The sequence below is a fragment of the Microvirga sp. GN3 genome (genome assembly GCF_055792825.1).
Map to the genome: position 1 here is coordinate 1 of NZ_JBVVAK010000090.1, position 14,940 is coordinate 14,940.

Genomic DNA, 14,940 nt, shown 5'->3' on the forward strand with positions numbered 1-14,940 from the left:
CGAAGCGGCCGTGCGCACCGTCGTCGATACGGCTCGGCTCACGCCAAGTGTCACCGTCTTCGGCACCATTCTCGCTACCGTCAGCGCCTGAAACCAGCCTCAGCAACGGCGTGGGTAATTACGCCATCAGCAATCCGGCAAGAAGCGCAACCATGTGTCAATCCGCCTGCCTTTCCGACATGATGCGTGCGGCTCGTGTGCGACCATCGGATCCACCGCAGTTTTCGCGCTGGGATGCCTCGCGATGGGGCGCGAGGCGATCCACGAGTTCGTAGCCGGCCGACATGGCCAGAACGAGGGCCGCTCCCGTGAGAGCCAAAGGTGCCGGAAGGGGCAATTCAAAGACGGCACACGATTCCGACACCGAAGGCGAGGAGCAGTCCGAGCAAGACCTTCATGTTAGCTTTTGATGAACGCGAGGACGTCGGCGTTGAACCTATCCGCCTCGGTTTGCGCCAAGCCATGCGAGCTGCCCGGATAGATCTTGAGCTGGGCACCCTTGACGATCTTCGCGCTCTTTTCCGCTGCCGCCTTGATCGGGACGATCTGGTCGTCGTCGCCATGGATGAAGAGGGCTGGCTTGTCGATCTTCTTCAGGTCCTCGGTGTAGTCGACTTCCGAGAATTCGTGGATGCAGTCGTACGCGCCTTTGATGCCGGCCATCATGCCTTGAAGCCAGAAAGACTCGCGCAAGCCTTCGTTGACCTTCGCGCCGTCGCGGTTGAAGCCATAGAATGGAAGGCTGAGGTCCTTGAAGAACTGCGATCGGTCGTCGGCTGTGTTCTTGCGGATGCCGTCGAAGATGCCGATCGGCGTGCCTTCTGGGTTGGCGTCGGTCTTCAGCATCAGCGGCGGCACCGCACCGACGAGAACGACCTTCGCGACGCGTCCGGTACCGTGGCGGCCGATGTAGTGCGCTACCTCGCCGCCGCCGGTGGAATGGCCGATCATAATGATGTTTCTCAGATCGAGCTTCTCGATCAGTTCGGCCAGGTCATCCGCATACTGGTCCATGTTGTTGCCGTCCCAAGTCTGGTCCGAGCGGCCATGGCTGCGGCGGTCATGGGCGACGACGCGATAGCCCTGTTGGCCGAAGAATAGCATCTGACCGTCCCAGGCATCGGCGGTGAGCGGCCACCCGTGCGAAAAAAGGATCGGCTGCCCGGATCCCCAGTCCTTGTAGAAGATCTTGGTGCCGTCTTTCGTCGTGATCATTCCCATGGAGTGCTCTCCTTGCTTCAACGCTGTTGTCGTGCTGGCTTGTCGAGTGCCAGGAAGTGTTGGACGAGGGGAGGCTCCGCTCCCTGGTGAAATCGTCTGACCTCGACCTAGATATCGGCATCGGCCTTCGAGACCCGCTTGTGCTGACGCATATGCTCGGCCCAGGATTCGATGAAGAACCATTCGACAATGTGCTCGGGATCGGCCGCATCCTCTGAGACGCCCCAGGCATAGGCGCCATCGCGGCGACGCCCTTCGGACATACGCTCGACGGCGCTGAGGAAGGCGGGACGATCCGTTTGCGAGACGCGATAAGTGACCGTGATCATGACCGGTCCCCGGTCATGCGCGACGGGTTCTGCCATGGCCGGCTCCGGCCAGTGCAATGAGGGCGTCAGGTCGCCCTCTCCGCTGGGCAGGGGAGCCCTGTGGGCCAGTGCTGCGGTGAGGGCAAGGCCGATGCCGGCTGCAATCAGAGTTGCGTCCGTGCCGACTTCCTGCGCGAGAAAACCCCAGCCGAGACTGCCCGCCGCCATGGCACCGTTGAACGCGGTGAGATAAATCGCCAGGCCGCGCCCCCGGATCCAGTTCGGCAGGATGGCCTGCATGATGCTGTTGAGCGTGGTCAGCATCGCGATCCACGCGATCCCGAGTATGAAGGTTGCGATGATCGCCACGATCTCGGAATTCGTCAGGGCGAGCAGGGCGGTCGAGCCTGCCGTCACGAGCGACGCCAGCAGGATGAGACGATCCTGCCCGAGGCGGGCGCGGGCCTGCGGAAGCAGGATGGCGCCCGCGATGGCACCGGCTCCGACGCTGCCAAGCATCAGGCCGTAGAAGCTCGGGCCTCCTCCGATCTCCTGGCGCGCGACGATGGGAAGGAGTGCCCAGACGGCGCTGGCGAAGGCGAAGAACAGCACGGCCCGCCACAGGATACGGTGGAGATCGTGGCTGGCCCGGGCATAACGCAACCCTGCCCGCAGGGCTCCTCCGAACTGCTCCCGCAGGCCGTCATCCACATCGGCTTCGCGCCGCCACCAGAGCAGAGCTCCTCCGACAACGATATAGGTGAGAACGTCAAGACCGTAGACGGTTGCTGCTCCAAGTGCAGCGAGGAGAAAACCTCCCAAGGCCGGACCGACGGAGCGGGCGATGTTGATGCCCAGCGAGTTGAGGGCGACGGCGCCTTTGAGATCGGATCTCGGAACGAGTTCCGGTGTGATCGCCTGCCAGGCGGGCGTTGCCAGCGCCGCGCCCACTCCGCCGAGGAAGGTGAGGACAATGAGGCTCTCGACCGAGACCGTTCCTGACCAGGCAAGGAAGGCAAGAAGGGAGCTCACCGTTCCGAGCATGATCTGAATGACGATCAGAAAGCGGCGCCGGTCGAGGATATCGGACAGGACGCCCGCTGGAATGGCCAGCAGAAAGACCGGAAGGGTTCCGGCCGCTTGGATCATCGCGACCGAGGCCGGAGAGGCGGAGATCTCCGTGACAAGCCAGGCGGATGCCACGTCCCTCATGAAGGTGCCGACATTGCCGAGCACCGTGGCAATCCAGATCACCGCGAAGAGACGGTGCTGCAGCGGCGCAAAAGTACCGGGTGGGGGAGGAGGTGTTCCTTCGGTGACCGTGCTCCGGATATCGGTCATGTCAGAACGCCCAGCAGGAGCAGCCGAGAGCGCCCCAGAAGGAGCGGATGTCGGAGGCTGGCAGATTGGCGCCCCAGGCACTGGCATGGGAATGGCCATGCACTCCGCAACTATTGGCACAGGCGCACGCCACCGCAGCAAACGCATATCGGCGTTCGTCGGGCTTGTCGGCCCGTTTCTGATATCCGCCATAGGTTCGCACCGGTGACCAGTCCGGCATCGGCGGGGGCAGGGACGGCGCGAGATCCTTGAACTCGGCATCGCCATGTACCGGCTTTCCGCCGAGCAGAGTGAGAACGGACGTGATGTCCTGGATCGCATCCTCCGGGACCGAGAAATAGTCGTCGGACAGGACGGCCAGATCCGCCAGCTGTCCCGCCTTGATCTGTCCTTTCTTGCCGGTCTCGTTCGAGAACCAAGTGTTGGCCTCTGTCCACAGGCGCAGAGCGCTTTCCCGGTCGAGACGGTTCGCAGCCGGATAGAGCGTCAGCCCTCCGAGGGTCTTTCCCGTCACGAGCCAGGACAGGGAAACCCACGGGTTGTAGGAAGCCACACGGGTGGCATCGGTGCCCGCGCCTACGGGAACGCCTGCTTCCAGCATGCGGCGGATCGGCGGCGTACGTTCTGCAGCCTTGTCGCCATAGCGCTCCACGAAGTCCTCGCCCTGGAACGCCATCCTGTGTTGGACCGCAATGCCGCCGCCGAGAGCCGCAATACGGTCGATGTTGCGGTCGTCGATGGTCTCGGCGTGGTCGAAGAACCAATGCAGGCCATTGAAGGGGATATCCCGGTTCACCTTCTCGAACACGTCGAGGGCCCGGGTGATCGTTTCGTTATAGGTGGCGTGCAGGCGCCATGGCCAGCGGTTCTCGACCAAGAGACGGACGACCGGTTCAAGGTCTCCCTCCATGGATGGCGGCATGTCGGGACGCTCGACCTTGAAGTCCTCGAAATCAGCGGCGGAATAGACCAGCATCTCGCCGGCGCCGTTGTGGCGATACAGATCGTCACCATGGCCCGGCTTGACCTGCTTCGCCCAGGTATCGAAGTCCTTCAGTTCTTCCTTCGGCTTCTGGGTGAACAGATTATAGGCGAGGCGCACCGTCAGGTGCCCTTCGCGATGCAGCTCCTCGATGATCGTGTAGTCATCCGGATAATTCTGAAATCCGCCGCCGGCATCGATCACGCCCGTCACGCCGAGCCGGTTTACCTCGCGCATGAAGTGGCGCGACGAGTTCTTCTGGTATTCCGGCGGAAGCTTCGGGCCTTTCGCCAAGGTGGCGTAGAGGATCGTGGCATTGGGCTTTGCGATCAGCAGGCCCGTGGGGGTGCCTTGAGCATCCCTTTGGATCTCGCCACCGGGAGGGTTCGGCGTGTCCTTGGTATAGCCGACAGCGCGCAGGGCGGCTGCGTTCAGCAGGGCACGGTCATAAAGGTGAAGGATGAAAACGGGTGTGTCGGGAGCGACAGCGTTGATTTCGTCGAGAGTCGGAAGGCGTTTTTCGGCGAATTGATGCTCGCTGAAGCCGCCGACCACACGTACCCATTGCGGGGCCGGTGTGCGATCCACCTGCTCCTTGAGCATCCGCATGGCCTGAGATAGGGAGCGGACGCCATCCCAGCGCAGCTCCATGTTGTAGTTGAGACCGCCGCGGATGATGTGCATGTGGCTGTCGATCAGCCCTGGGACTACGCGTCGTCCCTTGAGATCGATGCGCTGCGTTTCGGGGCCGGCGAGAGGCATCACCTCGCTCTCGTCTCCGATCGCCATGAAGCGTCCATCCCGGATGGCCACCGCCGATGCTTCAGGCTTCTGGCGATCAAGGGTTGCGATCTTGCCGTTGAACAGGATCAGGTCGGCGGACGTGGGCATCGTCTGGGCCTCCAAGCCTTTGGGAAGAGCAAATCCAGCCCCGAATGCACCAATCCCGGCGACAATCGTGCGACGATTGTGAGTCATGGACATACCAGGTTTACACCGGCTTCTGCCGATCAAGGCAGACGAGGTGATGGTGAAGTTGCAGGGCAGGTGCGGATTATATCTCCCGCACCTGCCAGGATGGCAGATTATTCGGCCGCGACTGATGAGGCGGAGCCGTGTGCTCCTTCGCTCGCGCCGAACATGGTCTTGGCGTAGATGATGCCGAGCCCGTAGGCGCCGCCGAACTTCTTCGCGATGCCGGTCGTCATGTCGTAAGTCTCGGCGCGGGCCCAGTCGCGCTGCAGTTCCAGCAGGTATTGCAGCGCGGTCATCGGCCTGACGCCGGCCTGGATCATGCGCTCAACCGCCCGCTCATGCGCTTCCGTCGAAACGTCGCCGCAGGCATCGGTGACGACATAGACTTCAAAGCCCTGATCTAGCGCCGAGAGCGTCGGCCCGACGATGCAGACGGACGTCCAAAGTCCGGCGAAGACCAACCGGTCCTTCCCGATTCGATTCACCTCGTCGATGGCAGCGGAGTCCTCCCAGGTGTTCATCGACGTGCGGTCGAGCAGCTTCTGACCCGGGAAAGCATCGGTAATCTCGGAAAACATGGGCCCCGAGAAGCTCTTTTCCGCGACCGTCGTCAGAATCGTCGGAACTTTGAAGCCTGCCGCAGCCTCAGCGATCAATGCAGCATTGTTGCGCAAATTCACAGCGTCGATGGACTTCGTGGCAAACGACATCTGCGACTGGAAATCGATGAGGATCAGCGCGTGATCGGTGGGGCTGACGAGCGTTGAACCGGGAGTGGGAGACGCTTTGATGGGCATGGCCAGTCCTGTTGCTGAGGGGATGCCGCAAAGGATCCCCTGATTGCGTGGTGAAATCTTGGAGAACTTGAAACAGGCTTGGACGATTTTGTCGTTCCGTGGAGCATGCTGACGATGAATGGTAAAAGTGTGCAAGACAAGTGATCCTTGCCGTTATTACGGTATCGCAAACGACTTGCCGGGAGTGAAATCATGGCCGGACGCGGCCTTCACCACGTTACGCTGATATCGAGCGACGCTGAACGGAGTTGCCGCTTTTACGCGTGTCTCCTCGGGATGAGGCTCGTGAAGAGGACCGTCTCTCATGAGGACCCCGGTACCTTCCACCTTTGCCTCGGCGACGAGACCGGCCGGCCCGGCACGTTGTTCACCCTGTTCCCATGGCAGCGCGTGTCGCGCGGCAGACGCGGGGCCTGTGAGGCATGGCAAACGTCATTCCGCATTCCATCGGGCTCACTGGATTGGTGGACCCGACGTCTCGGAGCAGCGGGTGTTTTCCATCGTCTCGGCCAGACCGCATTCGGTGAGAATCAGATCGCCTTCGAGGACCCGGACGGAGCTTTGCTGGCCTTCGTGGAGGGAAGCTTGCCGGCGCAGCCTTCGGCCTGGCACCATCCCGAAATCCCCGATTCCTATGGACTCCAGGGACTTCACGATCTTGTGTTGAAAATCCGTAAGACTGATCCGCTAAGCGAGATGTTTCGGGAGGTTCTCGGCTTTGTCGAGACAGCCCGTCATGGCAACCTCGTTCGGCTCTCTGCCCATAAAGGGGCAGGCGGTACAATCACACTTGACGAGACCGGCCGACGCGCACGAGGCCAGCTCGGCGCCGGGAGCATCCATCATGTCGCTGTTCGTGCCCGTGACGCTGCCGACCAGGAGGCCATAGTCCAAGCCCTCCAGGATCGGTATGGGATTGTCGCGGCACCGCCAAAGGATCGGATCTATTATCGTTCCGTTAATTTCCGCTCCACGTGCGGACTGCTCTTGGAGATTGCAACCGATGGCCCGGGCTTCGGCGTGGATGAGAGTTTCGAGACGCTGGGGATGAACTTGCGGCTGCCGCCAGCTCTTGAGGAGCGACGTGGCGAGCTTCAACAGGTTCTGCCGCCATTGCCAGGGCCGACATGCGAGCGACATGCCTTTGAGGAGATTTGATGAGCGTCTGGACCTCTCTCTGAATGAAACTGGCCATGTCGGAAGCGTCTCGAACAAGGCCGTGATCTCGATCGATTGAAGCGAGCTGACATGACAATCGTTCAGGAAAACACACAAACAGGGTTGTTCGGCCGGCGGCTTGGGCGTCATATCGGGATGACCACTCAGAGCATTCTGCAGGTCTCGAAGGGGGATCGTCTTTCGCTTGCCGTGACGCGGCTGACCTGTATGCGCCAAGACCGAGAGCGGACAGTTCTGATCGAACCCGAGGCTGCCTTCAGCGCCACCTATAAGTTAAAGGATGTCGAAGAGCACGAGTTATGGCTCAATGGCCGCATGCAGTACGCCCGAGGCTTCGCGGCAGGAACTGTGAGCGCAGCCGATCTGTCGGAAGACCCCCGCAGTCGAATTCGGGGGGCGTTCGACGGTGTGCAGTTCTACATACGCAAGGAAGCTCTCGACGACTTGGCCTATGAGCGTGGCGCATCGCCGATTTCGACCCTGCGTGCTTTGCCCGATGCCTCTGACCCCATTCTGGGATCGATGTGTGCGCTTCTTCTCACGGCGCCACCGGAACTGGCGCAGACCAATCCGCTTTTCGTCGATCAGATGGCGCTGAGTCTGTTGACCTATTTCGCCGAAGGCTATGGGGGCATGCATCTTCCCCCAATTCCCGCCAATGGCAGCCTCGCACCATGGCAGGAGCGTCGTGCCAAGGAGATCATGCATTCTCGTCTTGCTGCTCGTCTGACCATTGCAGATATCGCGCGCGAATGCCGCCTCACGCCGAGCTACTTTGCCAAGGCCTTCCGCCGCACGACGGGAATGAGCCCGCATCAGTATCTGACGCATATCCGCCTGCAGGAGGCCAAGAGCCTTCTGCTGTCCTCAACTTTGCCTCTGGCCGACATCGCGCTTATCTGCGGCTTTGGCGAGCAGAGTTATTTCACACGCGTTTTTACCCGTTCCGTTGGCGCAAGCCCCGGTGCTTGGCGTCGGTCGATGCTCCGATGACCTTTCCTGCGGATGATCGCCGTCGAAGATGATCGTTCGGCACCTGATGGCCTTTCTCCTCGACTGCCGCCGAACTCGCATTGCTGACCTTCGATTCCGCACAATGCGCTAAAGCCTCGTCGGGTCGTTTGGGGCAGTGGAGATCGTGCTTGACGGGACGAGCGGATTTGATCCTAATAGTACACTATAAAAATAGATATGACGTAATTATGGAATTTGCATGGGCGACCTGCTTGTCAGTCTATATGCTCCAGGGTTTGAAAGCCTCGTGCAGCGAACCGAGCGAACGGATCTGACGATCCGGCCGGTTCTTGCGCCTGAACGGCACATCGTCGTGGCTTGGATCTTGCAGCACTTCAGCCAGAACTGGGCGAGCGAAGCCGCCGTCGCCATCGGACATCAGCCGTCCTCTTGCCTCATCGCCCTGAGCAAGGGCGAGCTTGTCGGATTTGCCTGCTACGATGCGATTGCGCGAGGCTTCTTCGGGCCCACCGGGGTCGCAGAGGCGTCCTGGGGCAAAGGGATCGGCGCCGCATTGCTGCAGCGTACGCTGCTTGCCATGAAGAACATGGGCTATGCCTATGCCATCATCGGCGATCCCGGTCCTACGCGTTTCTACATCGACACCGTCGGCGCAATTGAGATCCCGGCCTCGGGCAAGGGGATCTACACCGACATGCTGCGAGCACCCAAATCGGCCACCGTTCCATAGACGCTGTCGCGTGCGACGATCCTTTACCTCCAACCCATAGAGTCCGATGTCTCAGAACGTTCCACTTGCTCTCTTCGTCGGCATTCCGAACCCGGTTCTCGATGCTGATGAAGTCGCGTTGTTTCGTGAGACGAATCCGTATGGCCTCTTCGTGGGGCGCCGCAATCTGAAGACGCCGGATCAGGTCAAGGCTCTGGTGGCTCAGTTCCGTGAGGCCGTCGGACGGGACGATGCACCGGTCTTCACCGATCAGGAAGGAGGGCGGGTGCAGCATCTCGACGCCGGCCCATGGCCGTCGTTCCGCTCGTTCCGCGACTTCTCTCGTCTTGCCGACCATGACATGGATCTCGCCAAGCACGCCTTGCGCCTCTCCTCGCACGCCATGGGGACCATGATGACGGAACTCGGGCTGGCGAGCGGGTGCTCGCCCGTGCTCGATCTGGTCTTCGAGAGCACCAGTGCCGTGATCGGGGCACGCTCGTTCGGCCCGGATCCTGAGCGGGTCGCCGCGCTCGGTCGTGTCGTTGTCGACAGCCTGCTCGAAGTGGGCAACCTGCCGATCATGAAGCACATTCCCGGCCACGGACGCGCCACGGCCGACAGTCATAAAGAGCGCCCGGTGGTACGCGAAAGCCGTGCCGTCCTCGCGGCAACGGATTTCAAGCCGTTTCTGGATCTCATCGACACGCCCTGGGCCATGGTGTCCCACGTGGTTTATGCGGCCTATGGCGAGGAACGGCCGGCTTCGGTCTCGCCCGTCATCTGCAATGACGTGATCCGGGGCGATCTCGGTTATCAGGGCGTGCTCATCTCCGATTGCCTGTTCATGGAATCGCTGCGCGGGCCGCTGCCGGAGCGCGTTCGCCAGACGCTCGATGCCGGATACGACATTGCCCTGCACAGCCATGGCACAACGGCGGAGAGCCTTGCGGCAGCGAGGGCCGCCCGTCCGCTTTCGGCGGAATCCCTAGCACGGATCGAAGTCGGAAAACGGCGCCTCGGTTCGCTCAAAGTCGATGTTCGTCAGCTTCATGCGGAGGTCGAAGACATCTTCGCCCGTCTTCCGCAATAGAGCTGTCTGGTGCGTAAAAAGCTCAATAAAAAGAGGGAATTACAATGAAACGATCTTCAGCACTCCTGGCAATGATCATGCTGGGTGCCCTGACACTGCCGGCCGCCGCCCAGACCGTGCTCACGGTCAATGTCGAGCCTGCGACGACATGGGTGCGTAACTTCAACCCGTTCAATCAGACGTCGGCCCGGCAGAGCACGCTCGACTTCATCTACGAGCCGCTGATCGTCTTCAACCGCTTCGACGACAACAAGCCGAACTATCGCCTCGCGGAGAGCTACAAGCTCGCCGAGGATCTCAAGAGCATCGAGTTCAAGCTGCGGGACGGCCTGAAATGGTCCGACGGGAAGCGGCTGACGGCGTCAGATGTCGTCTTTACCTACAACTACATCAAGCAATATCCGGCGCTGGATTTCGTCTCGATCTGGCAGTTCATCAGCGGAGTCGAGCAGGTCGACAAGCAGACCGTGCGCTTCACGCTTCGCCAGCCGAGCGCGCTTGCGGTCGACCGCCTGATCGCACTCCCGATCGTGCCCGAGCATGTCTGGAAGGACATCAAGGAGCCGGTCACCTTCGCCAACGAGAGCCCGGTCGGCAGCGGCCCGATGACCGAGGTGACGCGCTTTACCCCGCAGACCTACGATCAGTGCCGCAACCCGCATTACTGGGATGCAGCCTGGCTTGCCATCGACTGTATGCGCTTCCCGCAGCTCGCCGACAACAATCAGATCCTCGCCGCCTCCGCCAGCGGTCAGCTCGATTGGGGCGTGGCCTTCCTGCCCGACGTGGAGAAGACTTTCGTCGCCAAAGACCCGCAGCATCACAAGTACTGGTATGCGGCAGGCAGCATGGTGGAGTTCCTGCTCAATCAGGAGACATCCAACGAGAACAACCGCAAGGCGTTCAAGGACCTCAACTTCCGCCGCGCGGTCAGCATGACGCTTGATCGCAAGGCCATGGTCGACGTGGCGGGCTACGGATACCCGACGCTGAACGAGGACCCGACTGCCTTCGGCGAAGTCTACAAGATCTGGACCGACCCGAAAGTGAAGGCGGAGTTCGGAAAATACACGACCTATGATCTCGAGGGCGCCAAGGCGCTGCTCGACAAGGCCGGATATGTCGACAAGAACCGCGACGGCTTCCGCGACAACCCGGATGGCACGCCGATCGCCTTCAACATCATCGTGCCGAATTCCTGGAGCGACTGGATCGACACGGTGCAGATCGCCATCGAGGGGCTGCGCGAAGTTGGCATCAATGCCAGCATGGGAACGCCGGAGGAGGCCGTCTGGTCGCAGAGCCTGATCAGCGGATCCTTCGATGCCGCCATCAACAGCATCTCGGTCGCGGCCACCCCTTACTACATGTATCAGCGCGCCTTCACTAAGGCCGATGCCGGCAAGACGCGCTTCACCGCGCAGCGCTGGTTCAACGATGAGCTCGAAGGCCTGATCGTGAAATTCGCGCAGACGCCGGATCAGGCTCAGCAGAAGACCATCATGAACGGCGCTCAGCGGATCGTGGCGGAAAATCTCCCGTTCTTCCCCGTCTACAACAGCGCCACTTGGTATCAGTACAACACCAAGCGCTTCACGGGCTGGGCGAGCGGCGAGAATCCCTTCGTCAACCCGACGATCTCGCGCCAGAACCCGGCCAGGTTGCTCCATCTCCTGTCGCTCAAGCCGGTCAAATGATCTAGCGCATCGTTCAGCGCAAAGGGGAAGCGGCTCGTCCGCTTCCCCAATTTGAGGTTTCGATGGCTTTTCTTTTCAGGCGCCTGGGATTCTATCTTGCGGCCTTTGTTGCCGCTGCGACCGTCAATTTCTTTCTGCCCAGGCTCATGCCCGGTGATCCGATCGAGATCATGTTTTCGAGCGCGGGGAGCGATCTCTCCGTTGAGAACCTCGAAGCCTTGAAGCTGACCTTCGGGTTTGTCGACGGTCCTCTCTGGCAGCAATATCTGACTTATCTGCAAAGTGTCTTCACGGGCGATCTCGGCCGGTCCATCAAGTATTTCCCGCTGCCCGTGACGGAATTGCTGGGCCGCGCGCTGATCTGGACCGTCGGTCTCATGGGAACCGCGACGCTCATCAGCTTCACCCTGGGCACCGTGCTCGGCATCATGGCGGCCTGGAGGCGTGGGAGCACCTTCGACGTCGTCTTCTCCGTCGGGGCCATCATGGCGACATCCATGCCCGCCATGGTTTTGTCGCTGGTGGCCCTTTACATCTTCGGCTTCGAGCTGAAATGGTTCCCGACCGGCTATGCCGCCGATCCTGCGCTCGATCCCGCTTTCTCGTGGCAGTATCTCTCCAGCATCGTCCGACATGGCATCCTTCCTGTCCTGACCCTGTCCATCGTGCTGACGGGCGGGTTCGTGGTGACCATGCGCAACAACATGATCAATCTTCTGGGCGAGGATTACATCGTCATGGCCCGGGCGAAGGGTCTGTCGGACAATCGCGTGATGTTCTGGTATGCGGCGCGCAATGCGCTTCTGCCGACGGTGAGCAGTCTCGCCATCGCCATCGGGACCGTGCTGGGCGGATCCCTCGTCACGGAGGTCGTCTTCAACTATCCAGGGCTCGGCAACACCCTGTATCAGGCGATCCTCGCCCGGGATTATCCCGTGATCCAGGGACAATTGCTGATCATGACCCTTGCCATGCTCACGGCCAATTTCATCGTGGATGTCAGCTATGTCCTGCTAGATCCGCGCTTGCGGAGGGCCTGACATGGGGGCCGTTCTGAGAAGCTTTGGGCATAACAAGAAGGCTCTGACCGGGCTCGTCATCGTCGCCATCATCGCGGCTCTGGCGATCGCGGCGCCCTGGTTGACGGAGTACGATCCGACCCGGCGCGTCGGACGACCCCACCAACCGCCGAGTTGGGACCATTGGCTCGGCACGACGCGCATCGGACAGGACGTGTTCGCACGTCTCCTTTACGGCGCCCGCACATCGCTGGCGGTCGGCTTCGGTGCCGGCCTGCTGATCACGGCCGTCGGAACCATCCTCGGGATCGTTGCAGGATACCAGGGAGGGCGCACGGACGAGGTCATCAGCTTTCTGACAAACATGGTGCTCGTGGTGCCGAACCTGCCGCTTCTCCTCGTTCTCGCGGCTTTCATCGGGCAGGCGAGCCCCTGGGTAATCGCTCTGATCCTCGGAGCCACGTCCTGGGCCTGGGGCGCGCGGGTTACGCGGGCGGAGACCATGTCCGTCAAGCAGAAGGATTTCGTGAAGTCGGCCGAGATGCTGGGCGAGCCGTCTTGGCGCATCATGCTGTTCGAGATTTTTCCCAACGTGATCTCCATCATCGGGATCAACTTCGTCGGCAGCGTGATTTTCGCGGTCATCACGGAGGCCACCCTTGAATTCCTGGGACTCGGCGATCCCAAGACCGTCTCCTGGGGCATGATGCTCTTCAACGCTCAGAATGCTTCGGCGCTGCAGGTGGGAGCCTGGTGGGACATCCTGAGTCCCTGTTTCGCCCTGATCGCCTTGGGAGCGGGCCTGTCGCTCTTGAATTTCGCCGTCGACGAGATCGCCAATCCGCGCCTGCGCACGGGCAATACCTTGTCGCGCTGGTCCTTGCTGATGCGTCGCGGGGAGGGCCGTCTATGAAAGCCGAACCTCTGCTCTCCGTACAGAACCTCACCATCGACTACATCGGAGCGAAGACTGATTTCCGGGCCGTCGACGATGTCAGCTTCGATATCGCTCCCGGCGAGGTCTTCGGATTGGCCGGCGAGTCCGGTTGCGGCAAGAGCACGATCGCCTATGCGATCAACCGCCTGCACAAGCCGCCTGCTCTCATTCGACGCGGCAGGATCCTCTTCGAGGGACAGGATGTTCTCGATCTCGACGACAAGACCCTGAAGGAATTCCGCTGGCACAAGGTTGCCATGGTGTTCCAGAGCGCCATGAATTCCCTCAATCCGGTTCTGAGGGTGGAGGCACAGTTCCACGATCTGCTGAAGCGGCATCGCGGGTACTCGAAGGCGCAGGCGCGGGAGCGCGCGGCGGAGATGCTGAGGCTCGTCGATATTCCGCCCGAGCGCATGCGCGACTACCCGCATCAGTTCTCAGGCGGCATGCGCCAGCGCATCGTCATTGCCATCTGCATGGCCCTGGATCCCAAGCTCGTGGTGATGGATGAGCCGACGACTGCGCTCGATGTGGTCGTCCAGCGCGAGATCCTGCAGCGGATCGACGAGTTGCGCCGCAGCCGCGGGTTCTCGGTTCTGTTCATCACCCACGATCTCGGGCTGATGGTGCAGTTCTGCGACCGGATCGGCATCATGCTGCGCGGCAGCTCGGTCGAGCAGGGCGCGGCCGAACAGATCTTCCATCGGCCGCAGCATGACTACACGAAGCAGCTCTGGGCTTCATTCCCGACTCTGCACGGGGACCCGATCAAGCTGGAAAGGGCATCAGGATGATGGTTCAGGAGCCGATCATCGCACTTGAACGGGTGAGCAAGAGCTTCGGGCTCAGCGGTAAGGTCGTGCGGGCCGCCCATGAAATCTCCTTTGCGCTGCATCCCGGACGAACCGTGGCGCTGGTCGGAGAATCCGGCAGCGGAAAGACCACCTGCGCCCGCCTCGTCATGCGCGAGTATCAGCCGGATGGCGGAAAGATCCTGTTTCGCGGCAAGGACCTGAACGAGAAGGGGGCCGTCAGCCTCAAGGAATACCGGCGCGCCGTCCAGATGATCTTTCAGGATCCTTTCGCGTCGCTCAATCCGGCGCACACGGTCGACTTCATCCTCCGACGTCCGCTCGCACTCGGCCAGCCGCATCTCAAGGGGAGGGCGGTGGACGAGACGATCGCCGGCCTTCTGCGCCGCGTGGAGCTCGATCCCGACGCCGTCACACGCAAACATCCGCATGAACTTTCCGGCGGGCAGCGGCAGCGCATCAATATCGCCAGGACCCTCGCCATGGGCGCTCAGGTCATCGTCGCCGACGAGCCGACATCGATGCTGGACGTTTCAGTCCGGCTCGGTGTCTTGAACCTGCTCAACGAGATGAAACGGGATCTCGGTGTCTCGCTGCTCTACATCACTCACGACCTGGCGACCGCACGCTATGTCGCCGAAGACATCCTCGTGATGTATGCGGGACAGATCGTCGAGTGGGGAGATGTTCACCGGGTGCTGACCAATCCGCAGCACCCCTATACGCGTCTTCTCCTGTCGGCCGTGCCCAATCCCGAGATCCGCTTCGACAATCCGGGTGCGAGACTGGATCCGCGTGAGGTCGATACTATCCGCAGAAAAGCGCTGCAGCTTCAGGATCGCGCCGTCGAGGTCGGGCCGAACCATTTCACCCGTCAGGCCGCCTGAATCCGCGA

General features: G+C 61.3%; 13 protein-coding genes and 1 pseudogene. 9 read left to right on the forward strand and 5 right to left on the reverse strand.

The genetic code is table 11. From position 1 onward, the window contains the following. Nucleotides 1-157: 157 nt before the first annotated feature. From ACS5Q1_RS31155 to ACS5Q1_RS31175, 5 genes and pseudogenes are all read right to left on the reverse strand, one after another. Nucleotides 158-364: a DUF1427 family protein gene (locus ACS5Q1_RS31155; protein ID WP_473101839.1), complete on the reverse strand. Its 207-nt coding sequence runs from the start codon at nt 362-364 to the stop codon at nt 158-160. A 35-nt stretch (nt 365-399) separates the two neighbouring features. Further along, nucleotides 400-1,221 carry an alpha/beta fold hydrolase gene (locus ACS5Q1_RS31160; protein WP_473101840.1) on the reverse strand — a complete coding sequence of 274 codons (822 nt, stop codon included), beginning with the start codon at nt 1,219-1,221 and terminating at the stop codon, nt 400-402. A 17-nt stretch (nt 1,222-1,238) separates the two neighbouring features. Next, nucleotides 1,239-2,870: pseudogene (locus ACS5Q1_RS31165) on the reverse strand (MFS transporter). Between the two features lies 1 nt (nt 2,871). Continuing rightward, on the reverse strand, nt 2,872-4,743 hold the full coding sequence (locus ACS5Q1_RS31170; RefSeq protein WP_473101841.1) for an amidohydrolase: 1,872 nt from the start codon (nt 4,741-4,743) through the stop codon (nt 2,872-2,874). Nucleotides 4,744-4,937: 194 nt separating this feature from the next. Next, complete coding sequence (locus tag ACS5Q1_RS31175; protein ID WP_473101867.1) at nt 4,938-5,618, reverse strand: hydrolase; 681 nt, start codon at nt 5,616-5,618, stop codon at nt 4,938-4,940. 198 nt (nt 5,619-5,816) lie between these two features. Here ACS5Q1_RS31175 and ACS5Q1_RS31180 point away from each other — a divergent pair, with 198 nt between their 5' ends. From ACS5Q1_RS31180 to ACS5Q1_RS31220, 9 genes are all read left to right on the forward strand, one after another. Then, complete coding sequence (locus tag ACS5Q1_RS31180; RefSeq protein ID WP_473101842.1) at nt 5,817-6,782, forward strand: VOC family protein; 966 nt, start codon at nt 5,817-5,819, stop codon at nt 6,780-6,782. Nucleotides 6,783-6,872: 90 nt separating this feature from the next. Further along, the gene (locus ACS5Q1_RS31185; protein WP_473101843.1) at nt 6,873-7,796 is read left to right on the forward strand and encodes a helix-turn-helix transcriptional regulator; all 924 of its coding nucleotides are present in this window, start codon (nt 6,873-6,875) and stop codon (nt 7,794-7,796) included. A gap of 220 nt (nt 7,797-8,016) precedes the next feature. After that, a complete protein-coding gene (locus ACS5Q1_RS31190) occupies nt 8,017-8,508 on the forward strand; it encodes a GNAT family N-acetyltransferase (protein WP_473101844.1) in 492 nt (163 codons plus the stop codon). Between the two features lie 46 nt (nt 8,509-8,554). Next, entirely contained in the window at nt 8,555-9,580 is a 1,026-nt protein-coding gene (locus ACS5Q1_RS31195) for a glycoside hydrolase family 3 N-terminal domain-containing protein (protein WP_473101845.1), read from the forward strand. A gap of 44 nt (nt 9,581-9,624) precedes the next feature. After that, nucleotides 9,625-11,277, forward strand: coding sequence for an ABC transporter substrate-binding protein (locus tag ACS5Q1_RS31200; RefSeq protein ID WP_473101846.1), 1,653 nt, complete (start codon nt 9,625-9,627; stop codon nt 11,275-11,277). Nucleotides 11,278-11,339: 62 nt separating this feature from the next. Beyond that, nucleotides 11,340-12,317, forward strand: coding sequence for an ABC transporter permease (locus tag ACS5Q1_RS31205; RefSeq protein WP_473101847.1), 978 nt, complete (start codon nt 11,340-11,342; stop codon nt 12,315-12,317). A 1-nt stretch (nt 12,318) separates the two neighbouring features. Further along, a complete protein-coding gene (locus ACS5Q1_RS31210; protein ID WP_473101848.1) occupies nt 12,319-13,209 on the forward strand; it encodes an ABC transporter permease in 891 nt (296 codons plus the stop codon). After that, entirely contained in the window at nt 13,206-14,027 is an 822-nt protein-coding gene (locus ACS5Q1_RS31215; RefSeq protein WP_473101849.1) for an ABC transporter ATP-binding protein, read from the forward strand. The genes ACS5Q1_RS31210 and ACS5Q1_RS31215 overlap by 4 nt, the downstream gene beginning before the upstream one ends. Next, on the forward strand, nt 14,024-14,932 hold the full coding sequence (locus tag ACS5Q1_RS31220) for an ABC transporter ATP-binding protein (RefSeq protein WP_473101850.1): 909 nt from the start codon (nt 14,024-14,026) through the stop codon (nt 14,930-14,932). Before ACS5Q1_RS31215 ends, ACS5Q1_RS31220 begins: the two co-directional genes overlap by 4 nt. Nucleotides 14,933-14,940 lie beyond the last annotated feature (8 nt).